This is a genomic window from Advenella faeciporci, assembly GCF_014652395.1.
GTDB classification, from domain to species: domain Bacteria; phylum Pseudomonadota; class Gammaproteobacteria; order Burkholderiales; family Burkholderiaceae_B; genus Advenella; species Advenella faeciporci.
In genome coordinates this window covers 51611-63125 of the sequence record NZ_BMYS01000012.1, presented here as the reverse complement: position 1 = coordinate 63125, position 11515 = coordinate 51611, and the positions used below count along the sequence as shown (strand labels likewise).

Here is an 11515-nt window from a genome sequence, read left to right as displayed (position 1 = left end):
GGTTAGCCCTTATTGTACGTCCTCATCATTCAGGAGAAGGCGTTTTTTAAGGTCTGCCAGTGATTTGTACAGGCTTTTGTGACTGGATTGGGACAAGCCGTCAAACATTTCCTGCAGCCAGATGCCCTGGGCTTTGGCAATTTTGTTGTATTGGCGTCGTCCTTTAGGTGTTAGTTTGATAAAAGTGCTGCGACGGTCTTCTTTATTGACAATACGGGCAATCAGCTCTTCTTTTTCAAGTTGGCCGGTAATCGCCGTGATGTTGCCATTGCTAACCATGAGCCGCTCGGACAGGTCGCCCATTTTCATTCCCTTGGGTTCCTGGGCCAGTTGTGCCATTAAATCAAAGCGGGGCAGGGTGGTTTCAAACTCGACACGCAGGCGACTGCGGATTTTGTTTTCGATAAGATTGCTACAGGTAAGCAGCCGAAGCCAGAGCTTGAGCTCGGGGTTGTCGGATTCCAGTGCGCGTGTTTCCAGGTCGTTTTGCATAGTTCCTCCTGAGAGAGGTAATTGGATGGATCAAGATAATCTTGTTTTAAGATTAATCAAACATGCTGTTATTTTAAACCTGTCTTTCATAATATGGAACATATAATATTGAACTGTAAAACAAATTATTTAAATTTAAATCATGAAATCGGTGTCAAGCCGTAATGTCCTGGGTAGCATGCGTATCGTTTTCCGTATTTTATGTATCAAATTGTTTTTTTCTTTTGTGCCGGGATAGGGCATAATCAGGTAAACATGCCACCAATACTGGCTGCAAGACAATGGGTATTGGAACAAACAGATTCCGTGCTTGTTACAATACGCCGCGCAGTACAATTTACATATTTTCTTCCTATACTATGGGTAAAATACTCTCTTTTCGTTATTGCCCGCATTTTCAATAACATTTGTATTTGTCCGGAACTCACGTTATGACATCATCTGCAACAGAACAAGCCTTAGTACAACAACAAAAATTTGATATTTCACCCGTTTCTGAAATAGTCAATGAACTCAGAATGGGGCGTATGGTCATTCTGGTTGATGAAGAAGACAGGGAAAACGAAGGCGATCTGGTGATGGCTGCCGAGTTTATTACCCCCGAAGCGATTAATTTCATGGTAACGCATGCACGTGGTCTGGTTTGTCTGACACTGACCGAAGAGCGCTGCAGGCAACTTGAATTGCCGCTGATGGCCAGTAATAACGGTACCAGTTTCGGGACCAATTTTACGGTTTCCATCGAAGCTGCCGAAGGGGTAACGACGGGTATTTCGGCCGCTGACAGGGCTCATACCATCAAGGTGGCGGTTGCCCGTGATGCAAAGCCTTCCGATTTGGTCAACCCGGGACATATTTTTCCGGTCAAGGCTGTTCCGGGTGGTGTACTGATCCGTGCCGGCCATACTGAAGCCGGCTGCGACCTGACCGCGATGGCTGGTTTAACACCAGCCGCTGTTATTTGTGAAATCCTTAAAACCGATGGCACCATGGCGCGTTTGCCCGACTTAATGGTTTTTGCCCAGGAACATGGCCTGAAAATCGGTACCATTGCGGATCTTATCCAATACCGCAGTGAACATGAATCCATGATCCAGCGGTTGGGTGAGCGCCCGCTTAAAACGCCATGGGGTCAGTTTCGTGCCGTTGCCTATAAAGACAAGGCTTCAGGGGCACCGCATATTGCGCTTGTGCATGGCAACATCAGCCCTGGAAAAGAAGTGTTGGTGCGAGTGCACGAGCCGCTTTCCGTGCTTGACTTGTTAAATACCGAAGACAGTGAGCATAGCTGGGGGGTTTCCGAAGCTCTCAAGGCTATTTCCGCCTCAGAAAGTGGCGTGCTGGTGTTGCTTAATTGTCAGGGTTCAGCCCAATCCCTGGTTGAAACCATGGAGCAATGGGGCAGTGAAGAGCCCGCCCATAAAAAAACAGATCGTTATGATTTACGCACTTACGGCGTAGGTGCACAAATATTACGTGATTTAAACGTGGAAACCATGCGTTTGCTGGCCGTTCCACGTAAAATGCCAAGCATGGCCGGTTACTCGCTAACGGTAACCGGTTATGAATCTGCCCCTCAATGAATTTGCCCACTCACTCTGAATAATAGGAAGCGTTATGAAACCTTATACATTAGCCCCTGATCTTAATGGCGAAGGCCTGCATATTGGTATCGTATGTGCCCGCTTTAGCGAGGAAATCGGTTTTGCCGAACTTGAAGCTTGCCTGCAAGAATTGGGCGAGCTGGGTGTTGATGAACGTGACATCATGGTTGTGACTGTTCCGGGCGCCCTTGAGGTTGGCCTTACACTGGCACAAATGGCAGAAACCTTCGAGTTTGATGCCCTGATTGCATTGGGTGCGGTAATTCGCGGTGAAACCTATCACTTCGAAATTGTGAGCAATGAAAGTGCGGCGGCTATTACAAGGGTTGCGCTGGATACCAATATTCCCATCGCAAACGGCATCCTGACCACTGAAAATGATGAGCAGGCTCAGGTTCGTGCAGCCCAGAAAGGCAAGGATTGTGCCCAGGTGGCTGTTGAAATGGCTAATTTGTCGGCTGCCCTGGTACCCGAGGCGGAAGATGATGAAGATGAAGATTATGAAGACGATGATCGTGATGACGACGACTTCGAAGATGAAGATGATAAATAGGATATCGAGTGACTGATAAAAATAAAATGAACAATAGAAGTGCCCGTCGTCGCGCGCGTGAATTTGCCCTGCAGGGCATTTACGCGTGGCTGATCAGTGGTGACAAGGATCTGCGTGAAGCGGGTGCTATTGATGCCCATATTCAGGAAGATAAAGACTTTGGCGATGCAGACAGGGTTTGGTTCAAGACCCTGTTGCATGGTGTTTTTGCCGACGCTCCCATGCTTCGCGAACAGTTTACGCCCTATATAGACCGACCACTCGAAGAACTGTCTCCCATCGAGCATGGCATTCTGCTGATTGGTAGTTACGAGCTGATCAAGCATGTGGAAGTTCCCTATAAGGTGGCTATCAATGAGGCGGTGGAATTGGCTAAAGAATTTGGTGGTACTGACGGCTTCAAGTTTGTCAATGGCGTGCTCGACAAACTGGCGGCTGAAGTCAGGTCTGCCGAAGTCAATGCTGGCCGTTAAGCATTAATGGCTGGGGAATTTGATTTAATCAGGCAGTTTTTTACGCTCCAGACCTCATCCGTACGTGTTGGGGTGGGTGATGATTGCGCCGTGTTTGATCTTGAGCCTGGCACACAAATGGCGACCAGCACAGACTTGCTGCTGGAAGGCCGGCATTTTTTTTCTGATGTTGATCCGTTCAAATTAGGTCATAAGGCGCTGGCCGTTAACCTGTCCGATCTCGGGGCTATGGGGGCCAGGCCTGTCGGCTGTCTTCTAGGGCTGGGTTTGCCCAATTTCAATGAATCATGGCTGGCGCGTTTTGCTGCCGGTTTTCATGAGCTGGCAGCCAAACACGGCTGTCCACTTATTGGTGGCGATACCACTCGAAGTGAACAGGGTATTGTGATCAGTGTTACCGTATTCGGTTCTGTTGTCGCTCCGTTCCTGACACGTGCCAGTGCCCGTGAAGGGGATGATATTTGGCTTTCAGGCTCATTGGGGGCGGCAGACGTGGCCCTTTCTCTGTTGATGCGTGTCCGGCAGGGAGAGATGCTAAGCGGCCCTGAGCATGAATTGCTCGAGAAAACCCGTCCTTGGCTTGAAATGCCCGTTCCACGGGTTGAGTTGGGCCTGGCCCTGCGCAATCTTGCCCATGCCGTGATTGATGTTTCTGATGGCCTGTTACAGGATTTGGGCCATATTCTTCAGGCCAGTAACAAGGGCGCGGTTTTGCAGCTAAGCCAGATACCCGTTAATGCGGCGATTGCCGGCGTGGCTCCGGCCCAAAAGCGAAAAGCAGTGCTGGGTGGTGGTGATGTTTACGAGTTGTGTTTTACGGCACCTGTCCGGGCCAGGGAAAAAATCCGTATGATGGGTAATGAGTCAGGTCTTTCACTAAGCCTGATAGGTACCATTACATCAGGCAGTGAACTTAAAGTACTGGATGACGATTTAATTGAAATCCAGGATTTGCCTTCCGGATTTGACCATTTTCGTTAATATAATTAACCTTATGTCCTTTTCATTAAAAGAATACACTCGCTAATGGATCAAAGTAACCCCCAGCAACAATCTGTTTTTCGCCGCAGATCACTGAATAGCAAAAAAAACCCGGTTAATTGGCCCAGCTTTTCATGGATTACGGGCAATATTCACCGCTTTTGTGCTTTTGGTTTGGGTTCCGGTTTGTTGCGGCCCGCTTCGGGCACTTGGGGAACCCTGCTTGCCTGGTTATTATGGTGGCCCTTGCAGCAGGTCTTGGGCAGTGAGTTGTTAATGGGCCTGTTTCTGCTACTGGCTTTTTTATATGGTACCTATTGCTGCCACTATACCGCCAAAGAGCTGAAGACCGATGATCATGGCGGTATAGTATGGGATGAATTCGTGGCTTTCTGGCTGGTGCTGTTTATCATTGCGCCAATGAGCCTGGTATGGCAGTTGGTTGCTTTTGTGTTATTTCGTTTCTTTGATATTGTCAAACCCTCTCCAATACGTTATTTTGATGCAAAGCTGAAAAACGGTTTTGGCATTATGTGGGATGATTTGCTGGCTTCAGCTTATACGCTGTTTGTTCTTGCTATCCTGATGCGTCTGGTGGGTGTGTAAATGCTGTAGCGGGTTTAATGCCTACCCCAATTTGTTGTCGACGGGAAGAGTCATGACAGAATATTCAGAACAGGAATTTGTAGCGGCAAGCCACTTGGGTGAAATATTAAAAGCCAAGGGCTGGTTACTGGGCACCGCCGAGTCGTGCACGGGTGGTTTGCTGGCAGGTGCCATTACTTCTGTTTCAGGGTCCAGTCAGTGGTATGATCGCGGTTTTGTTACCTACACCAATGAATCCAAAATAGAGGCCCTGAATGTTAATGAACAGGCTTTGCAAAAATTTGGTGCGGTCAGTGAGCAGGTGGCGATTGAAATGGCCGAAGGGGTGTTGAACATGGCCACCACAGCCACTTGTGCAATAAGTACAACAGGTATTGCCGGGCCCACTGGTGCCACCGAGGGCAAGCCGGTTGGGATGGTGTGCTTTGCGATTGCCTACAGAAAGAAAGACGGGATTGTAACCTTGCCCTTTACCCGGCATTTTAGCGGGGACAGAACGCAAGTGCGTCGGCAGTCAGTGCTGTTTGCCCTGACTGCCGCCAGCAGGATTCTTGAAGAAAACTAAACCTGGCCAGTTTTACTTTACCACTTTACCACTTTAGCCACGTGCGGCATTAATGGCATCACGGGTTTGCATGGCTACCGCTGCCGCCGCCTCTTGCCAGTCATCGCCAGAACTTGCATACAGAATGGCACGCGAAGAGTTGATCATCATGCCGGTGGAGCGGGTGTTTTTGCCAGCCTGTACCGTACTGTTAATGTCGCCACCCTGGGCGCCAATGCCCGGTACCAGCAAAGGCACGTCATCGCCCACCCGTTCACGAACTTTTTTCAATTCTTCAGGGAAAGTGGCGCCTACCACCAGTCCGCATTGGCCGTGACGATTCCATTTTTCCGCAACCAGAGAGGCAACATGCAGGTATAGGGGTTCACCGCTTGAGGATTCAAAAAACTGCAGGTCAGATCCGCCAGGATTTGATGTGCGGCATAAAATAATAACACCCTTGTTTTGCCAGGCCAGGTAGGGTTCAATTGAATCAAAACCCATGTAAGGATTAACCGTAACGGCATCAGCCTGGTAGCGTTTGTAGGCTTCTTTGGCGTAATGCTCGGCAGTTGTGCCAATGTCTCCCCGCTTTGAGTCAAGCACTAGCGGGAGGTGTGGATAGGTTTTGTGAATGTAGTCACACAGTGCGGCCAGCTGTTCTTCGGCGCTTTCTGAAGCGAAATAGGCAATTTGTGGCTTGAAGCCGCATACATAGGGTGCAGTGGCATCAATAATGCCTTTGCAGAAATCAAAAATAGCCTGTTTGCTTTGTTGGATGCAGGGAGGGAAGCGGTTTGGATCGGGATCAAGTCCTACCATCAATAAGGAGTTGCTGTTTTTCCAGGCGGCTTCCAGTTTTTCGGTAAAAGTCATACTAAATCAAATAAATGGGTCGATTGCAATGGCAATCCAGACGATGGTGGTAAATATAAGGGTGAGCATGACCGCAGCGCTGCCAAGATCTTTTGCGCGGCCCAACAGTGGATGATGCTCCAGGCTGATTTGATCGGCCAGTGCCTCAAGGGCGGAGTTAAGCAATTCAACCACCAGGACACATACCAGTGTAGCCAGCAGGAACAGGACTTCAAGCAGGTTGCGGCCCAAATAGAACGCCAGAGGCGCCATGATGGCACATAATAGCAATTCCTGGCGAAAAGCGGCTTCATGTTTGAAGGCGGCTTTCAAGCCCTGTGCGGAATATTGCGCTGCTTTAACAATACGCTGTATACCACTTTTGCTTTTAAACGGAGAGTCATTCGGTAGGGTCATGGTTTTAAAAGTAAAAAAGGCACTTGCAACCGGCAAATTGTTACGGCTGATGTTCTATGTATCACAGGCCTTATTGTAGTTCAACTTGCTTGCCTGGCCCTTCAATAAGCGGTACGGACGAAAAAAACGTCAATGGAAGGGGGGGTATTTTTGGGCGCGGGGGGCTTATGCGTCACATTGAATGGACGGCTGCAGGGTTTTATCGTTTGCAGTAAAGAAAAACCCGGGCCAGGGGGCCCGGGTTCATGTGGCTAAACGGAGAAAGGGAGATCTCCGTTTTATGAGATAAACAGATTAGAATCCGCCCATGCCACCCATACCGCCCATGCCACCCATGTCAGGCATTGCGGCAGCCGGTTTGTCTTCTACGATTTCGCAAATGGCGGCTTCTGTTGTCAGCAGCAGACTGGCGACAGATGCTGCGTTTTGCAGTGCTGTGCGGGTTACTTTGGTTGGGTCCAGAACACCTTGCTCAACCAGGTCACCGTATTCACCGGTAGCTGCGTTATAACCGTAGTTACCTGTGCCGCTGGCAACATTGTTAACCACAACGCTAGGCTCATCACCCGCGTTGGCAACGATGGTGCGCAAAGGTGCTTCGATGGCGCGCAGAATCAGATTGATACCTGCATCCTGGTCAGCGTTGGCGCCGGTCAGGCCTTTGATTGCATTTTTGGCACGAATCAGGGCTACACCGCCGCCAGGAACGATACCTTCTTCAACCGCAGCGCGAGTTGCATGCAGCGCATCTTCAACGCGTGCTTTTTTCTCTTTCATTTCAACTTCGGTTGCAGCGCCTACACGGATAACGGCAACACCACCCGCCAGTTTGGCAACGCGCTCTTGCAGTTTTTCACGATCGTAGTCAGAAGTGGCTTCTTCGATTTGGGTGCGGATTTGTTTAACGCGGGCTTCGATGTTTGCGCTAACGCCAGCACCGTCGATGATGGTGGTGTTTTCTTTACCTACTTCGATGCGTTTTGCCTGGCCCAGATCTTCGATCGTGGCTTTTTCCAGAGACATGCCGGTTTCTTCAGAGATAACGGTACCACCGGTCAGGATGGCAATGTCTTCCAGCATGGCTTTACGACGGTCACCAAAACCAGGTGCTTTAACAGCAGTGGTTTTCAGGATACCGCGGATGTTGTTGACTACCAGTGTGGCCAGTGCTTCGCCTTCAACGTCTTCAGCGATAATCAGCAGGGGACGGCTTGATTTGGCAACTTGCTCCAGTACGGGCAGCAGATCACGGATGTTGCTGATTTTTTTGTCGAAAATCAGGATAAATGGATCTTCCAGGGCAGCAACCTGTTTTTCCTGGTTGTTGATGAAGTAGGGAGACAGGTAACCGCGGTCAAACTGCATGCCTTCAACAACGTCAAGTTCGTTGTCCAGTGATTTGCCGTCTTCAACAGTGATCACGCCTTCTTTACCTACTTTGTCCATCGCGTTGGCAATGATGTCACCGATAGAAGAATCGCTGTTGGCGGAAATAGAACCAACCTGGGCGATTTCTTTGCTGGTGGTGCAAGGCTTGGACAGTTTTTTCAGTTCTTCGATTGCAGCGGCAACGGCTTTGTCGATACCGCGTTTCAGGTCCATTGGGTTGATGCCGGCGGCAACGTATTTCAGGCCTTCTTCTACGACAGCCTGAGCCAATACGGTAGCGGTAGTGGTGCCGTCACCTGCGTTGTCGGAGGTTTTTGAGGCAACTTCTTTAACCAGTTGTGCGCCGATGTTTTCAAATTTGTCTTTCAGTTCGATTTCTTTGGCAACTGAAACACCGTCTTTGGTCACTGTAGGGGCGCCGAAAGAGCGCTCAAGAACGACGTTACGGCCTTTAGGGCCCAATGTTGTTTTAACAGCGTTTGCCAGTGTGTTTACGCCACGCACGATACGAACACGTGCGTCGTCACCGAATAATACTTGCTTTGCAGCCATTTTGAATTCCTTGATTATGTTTAAGTGCCATCAGTATGCCTGACAGCAAAAATATGCATTTAAAATAAGTGGTTATAGCTTAAGCAACAACAGCGAGGATTTCTTCTTCGCGGATAACCAGCAGTTCTTCGCCATCTACTTTTACAGACTGGCCAGCATATTTACCGAACAATACTTTGTCGCCAACTTTCAGGTCTACAGGCAATACTTTGCCATCTTCTGTTTTTTTGCCTGGTCCAACAGCAATAACTTCACCTTGATCAGGTTTTTCAGCAGCGCTGTCAGGGATAACAATACCTGATGCTGTTTTCAGCTCGTTGTCTAAGCGCTTGATAATGACGCGATCTTGTAAAGGACGCAATGCCATGGAGAAACTCCTGTCTCTAATTAAGTTGAGTTAAAAAATCAGTGAGGAACCGGTTGTTAGCACTCGGCTCCCTTGAGTGCTAATTATAAGGACGAAACTGAAATTTTCAAGAGGGGGATTTTGAAATGTTACATTTTTGTCTGATACTGTCGAATGTCATTCAGTTTGCAAATTTCGTCATTGAGTTTGCAAATGCTCACGCCACCTGTCGAATCCCATCCAACTTCTTGATGTCCAAACTGCTTGGGATTTCTTTTTTTACCCCTATTAATTCAATAATAGTTGAATTATAATATTATTAAATTGTGGTAGGTCTGTGGTTGATGGGAAACTGAGCCTTAAGAAGGACAAAATCGCCATTACTCATGCGCCCGACATCAACTTGGGCGTGGACGCACAGTACAAATATTTGAGGAGTCGTGATGAATGAAACCGAAATGGTCAAGGCGCTTGCAGCGCTGGCCCAAGAGACTCGGCTGAAGTTGTTTCGCTTGCTTGTGGTGGCAGGCAAAACAGGCTTGACGCCTGGCAGCATGTCGGAGACTTTGGAAGTGTCCACCACGGCCTTATCTTTTCACCTTAAGGAACTTCACTTTGCTGGCCTTGTGACCAGTGAGCGCCATGGGCGCTACATCATTTACCGGGCAGAACTGGTCAAAATGAATGCTTTGCTGGCTTTTTTGACCGCAGAGTGCTGCCAGGGTGAGGGATGTGCAGACCTTAATGTGTCTGCTTGTGTGAATGGTTGAATGGCCTTTTGGGATGGGCCCGCGTCATCACATCCTTACAACGTATTTTTCTAGTGAGCCGCAGATAAAGGTAGATTATGGGAATTTTTGAACGTTTTTTAACAGTGTGGGTCGCCTTGGGCATTGGAGCGGGTGTAGTGCTGGGTCTGTGGCTGCCTGGGGTTTTTCAGACTGTGGCCGCCTTGGAATATGCACAAGTCAACCTTGTGGTGGCGGTATTTATCTGGGTGATGATTTATCCAATGATGATTCAGATTGACTGGCACGCCGTCAAAGACGTAGGCAAGCGCCCGCAGGGCTTGCTGCTAACGCTGGTGGTCAACTGGCTCATCAAGCCTTTCACCATGGCGGCTTTAGGTGTGTTGTTTTTCCAGTACCTGTTTGCCCCTTGGGTGGATCCGCAATCGGCCAGCGAATACATAGCCGGCATGATTTTGCTTGGGGTGGCGCCATGTACTGCTATGGTGTTTGTCTGGAGCCAATTGGTCAAAGGTGATGCCAACTACACCTTGGTACAGGTGTCGGTGAACGACCTCATCATGGTGGTGGCTTATGCCCCGATTGCTGCCTTTTTGCTGGGGGTGACCAACGTGACGGTGCCCTGGGAAACGCTGGTTCTGAGCACTGTATTGTATGTGGTGCTGCCTCTGGTGGCAGGTATGTTGACGCGACACTTGCTGCTCCAGCGTTCGTCCCAAGCTCTGAGTGATTACGTGGCAGCGCTTAAACCATGGTCTATTGTCGGACTGATTGCGACGGTGGTGTTGCTGTTTGGATTCCAGGCAGAAACCATCGTGGATCAACCCGTGGTGATTGGACTGATTGCCGTGCCCTTGGTGCTGCAGACCTATGGCATTTTCTTCATCAGCTGGTGGATGGCGAAAAGGCTAAAGCTGCCGCACAACGTAGCAGGTCCTGCCTGCCTGATTGGCACGTCCAACTTTTTCGAATTGGCAGTGGCAGTGGCTATTTCTTTGTTTGGCCTAAATTCGGGCGCGGCCTTGGCCACCGTGGTGGGAGTGCTGGTGGAAGTGCCTGTTATGCTCTCTTTGGTGGCTATGGTGAACGCCTGGCGTCCCTCATCACTTGACCGTGCCCTCTCTGACACCCCAAAGCATCAAGATTTTTACCAAATCCGCAACAAGAGCCGTTCACCAAAGACAATGGAGAAGTCGTGATTAAAAAGGATGGACAACGTGCCTAAAAAAGAGACCCAATCACTGGCTGATTTGCCAGCCGTAGCGCCAGAACATTTCCAGGCTCCAGACCCTGATCGCTTGGCTCATCCCATTCGCTCCGGCCACCCACCCCGCATTTTATTGCTGTATGGGTCGTTGCGTGAGCGCTCTTTCAGTCGCTTGCTGGTTGAAGAAGCCGAGCGCTTGCTGCAAGCCATGGGAGCAGAAACCAAAATCTTCAACCCCAGCGGACTGCCTCTGCCCGACGATGAGACAGAGAGCCATCCCAAAGTGCAGGAGCTACGCAGCCTGGCGCAGTGGGCCGAAGGCATGGTCTGGTGCTCGCCCGAGCGCCATGGTGCGATGACGGGTATCATGAAGGCTCAGATTGACTGGATTCCCCTGTCTGTAGGTGCTGTGCGACCCACTCAGGGCAAGACGCTGGCTGTGATGCAAGTATGTGGGGGCAGCCAGTCTTTCAATGCCGTCAATCAGATGCGTGTGTTGGGGCGTTGGATGCGCATGGTGACTATCCCGAACCAGTCCTCGGTCGCCAAGGCCTTTCAGGAGTTCGATGCCGAAAATCGCATGAAGCCCTCCAGCTACTACGATCGCGTAGTCGATGTAATGGAAGAGCTGGTTAAGTTCACCTTGCTTACGCGTGATGTTGCTCCCTATTTGGTGGAGCGCTATAGTGAGCGTAAGGAAAGCGCCGAAGCACTGAGCCGGCGCGTCAACCAGACCGAAATCTAACC

At 49.7% G+C, this 11515-nt stretch carries 14 protein-coding genes; 9 read left to right on the top strand and 5 right to left on the bottom strand.

The features are described from left to right. Nucleotides 1–9: 9 nt before the first annotated feature. Nucleotides 10–492 carry a MarR family winged helix-turn-helix transcriptional regulator gene (locus IE074_RS09360; RefSeq protein WP_189385204.1) on the bottom strand — a complete coding sequence of 161 codons (483 nt, stop codon included), beginning with the start codon at nucleotides 490–492 and terminating at the stop codon, nucleotides 10–12. A 431-nt stretch (nucleotides 493–923) separates the two neighbouring features. Between IE074_RS09360 and ribBA the strand changes: the two genes are divergently transcribed. Genes ribBA through IE074_RS09330 form a run of 6 tightly spaced genes read left to right on the top strand, consistent with a single transcriptional unit; the run spans nucleotide 924 to nucleotide 5274 of the window. Further along, the gene (gene ribBA, locus IE074_RS09355) at nucleotides 924–2075 is read left to right on the top strand and encodes a bifunctional 3,4-dihydroxy-2-butanone-4-phosphate synthase/GTP cyclohydrolase II (RefSeq protein WP_189385203.1); all 1152 of its coding nucleotides are present in this window, start codon (nucleotides 924–926) and stop codon (nucleotides 2073–2075) included. Nucleotides 2076–2109: 34 nt separating this feature from the next. Next, nucleotides 2110–2649: a 6,7-dimethyl-8-ribityllumazine synthase gene (gene ribH / locus IE074_RS09350; protein WP_189385202.1), complete on the top strand. Its 540-nt coding sequence runs from the start codon at nucleotides 2110–2112 to the stop codon at nucleotides 2647–2649. A 26-nt stretch (nucleotides 2650–2675) separates the two neighbouring features. Beyond that, entirely contained in the window at nucleotides 2676–3122 is a 447-nt protein-coding gene (gene nusB, locus IE074_RS09345; RefSeq protein WP_189385233.1) for a transcription antitermination factor NusB, read from the top strand. A gap of 6 nt (nucleotides 3123–3128) precedes the next feature. Then, the gene (thiL, locus tag IE074_RS09340) at nucleotides 3129–4103 is read left to right on the top strand and encodes a thiamine-phosphate kinase (protein WP_189385201.1); all 975 of its coding nucleotides are present in this window, start codon (nucleotides 3129–3131) and stop codon (nucleotides 4101–4103) included. A 45-nt stretch (nucleotides 4104–4148) separates the two neighbouring features. Then, on the top strand, nucleotides 4149–4709 hold the full coding sequence (locus tag IE074_RS09335) for a phosphatidylglycerophosphatase A family protein (RefSeq protein ID WP_189385200.1): 561 nt from the start codon (nucleotides 4149–4151) through the stop codon (nucleotides 4707–4709). Nucleotides 4710–4761: 52 nt separating this feature from the next. Then, nucleotides 4762–5274, top strand: coding sequence for a CinA family protein (locus tag IE074_RS09330; RefSeq protein WP_189385199.1), 513 nt, complete (start codon nucleotides 4762–4764; stop codon nucleotides 5272–5274). A 33-nt stretch (nucleotides 5275–5307) separates the two neighbouring features. On the opposite strand, the gene pyrF is transcribed toward IE074_RS09330, so the two are convergent. The 4 genes from pyrF to IE074_RS09310 form a co-directional block, all read right to left on the bottom strand. Beyond that, a complete protein-coding gene (gene pyrF / locus IE074_RS09325) occupies nucleotides 5308–6129 on the bottom strand; it encodes an orotidine-5'-phosphate decarboxylase (protein ID WP_189385198.1) in 822 nt (273 codons plus the stop codon). Between the two features lie 6 nt (nucleotides 6130–6135). Continuing rightward, nucleotides 6136–6525, bottom strand: coding sequence for a diacylglycerol kinase (locus tag IE074_RS09320; protein ID WP_189385197.1), 390 nt, complete (start codon nucleotides 6523–6525; stop codon nucleotides 6136–6138). A gap of 294 nt (nucleotides 6526–6819) precedes the next feature. Further along, a complete protein-coding gene (groL, locus tag IE074_RS09315) occupies nucleotides 6820–8466 on the bottom strand; it encodes a chaperonin GroEL (protein ID WP_189385196.1) in 1647 nt (548 codons plus the stop codon). Nucleotides 8467–8545: 79 nt separating this feature from the next. Continuing rightward, the gene (locus IE074_RS09310; protein ID WP_189385195.1) at nucleotides 8546–8833 is read right to left on the bottom strand and encodes a co-chaperone GroES; all 288 of its coding nucleotides are present in this window, start codon (nucleotides 8831–8833) and stop codon (nucleotides 8546–8548) included. 422 nt (nucleotides 8834–9255) lie between these two features. Here IE074_RS09310 and IE074_RS09305 point away from each other — a divergent pair, with 422 nt between their 5' ends. From IE074_RS09305 to arsH, 3 genes are all read left to right on the top strand, one after another. Then, complete coding sequence (locus tag IE074_RS09305) at nucleotides 9256–9582, top strand: ArsR/SmtB family transcription factor (protein ID WP_189385194.1); 327 nt, start codon at nucleotides 9256–9258, stop codon at nucleotides 9580–9582. Between the two features lie 77 nt (nucleotides 9583–9659). Continuing rightward, nucleotides 9660–10760, top strand: a complete 1101-nt coding sequence (gene arsB / locus IE074_RS09300; protein WP_229793967.1) for an ACR3 family arsenite efflux transporter — start codon at nucleotides 9660–9662, stop codon at nucleotides 10758–10760. An 18-nt stretch (nucleotides 10761–10778) separates the two neighbouring features. After that, a complete protein-coding gene (gene arsH, locus IE074_RS09295) occupies nucleotides 10779–11513 on the top strand; it encodes an arsenical resistance protein ArsH (protein WP_268247313.1) in 735 nt (244 codons plus the stop codon). Nucleotides 11514–11515: the final 2 nt, after the last annotated feature.

Bases quoted from the DNA above. Each gene is read 5' to 3' on its own strand.
- IE074_RS09360 (WP_189385204.1), bottom strand. From the start codon at position 492: ATGCAAAACGACCTGGAAACACGCGCACTGGAATCCGACAACCCCGAG.
- ribBA (WP_189385203.1), top strand. From the start codon at position 924: ATGACATCATCTGCAACAGAACAAGCCTTAGTACAACAACAAAAATTT.
- ribH (WP_189385202.1), top strand. From the start codon at position 2,110: ATGAAACCTTATACATTAGCCCCTGATCTTAATGGCGAAGGCCTGCAT.
- nusB (WP_189385233.1), top strand. From the start codon at position 2,676: ATGAACAATAGAAGTGCCCGTCGTCGCGCGCGTGAATTTGCCCTGCAG.
- thiL (WP_189385201.1), top strand. From the start codon at position 3,129: ATGGCTGGGGAATTTGATTTAATCAGGCAGTTTTTTACGCTCCAGACC.
- IE074_RS09335 (WP_189385200.1), top strand. From the start codon at position 4,149: ATGGATCAAAGTAACCCCCAGCAACAATCTGTTTTTCGCCGCAGATCA.
- IE074_RS09330 (WP_189385199.1), top strand. From the start codon at position 4,762: ATGACAGAATATTCAGAACAGGAATTTGTAGCGGCAAGCCACTTGGGT.
- pyrF (WP_189385198.1), bottom strand. From the start codon at position 6,129: ATGACTTTTACCGAAAAACTGGAAGCCGCCTGGAAAAACAGCAACTCC.
- IE074_RS09320 (WP_189385197.1), bottom strand. From the start codon at position 6,525: ATGACCCTACCGAATGACTCTCCGTTTAAAAGCAAAAGTGGTATACAG.
- groL (WP_189385196.1), bottom strand. From the start codon at position 8,466: ATGGCTGCAAAGCAAGTATTATTCGGTGACGACGCACGTGTTCGTATC.
- IE074_RS09310 (WP_189385195.1), bottom strand. From the start codon at position 8,833: ATGGCATTGCGTCCTTTACAAGATCGCGTCATTATCAAGCGCTTAGAC.
- IE074_RS09305 (WP_189385194.1), top strand. From the start codon at position 9,256: ATGAATGAAACCGAAATGGTCAAGGCGCTTGCAGCGCTGGCCCAAGAG.
- arsB (WP_229793967.1), top strand. From the start codon at position 9,660: ATGGGAATTTTTGAACGTTTTTTAACAGTGTGGGTCGCCTTGGGCATT.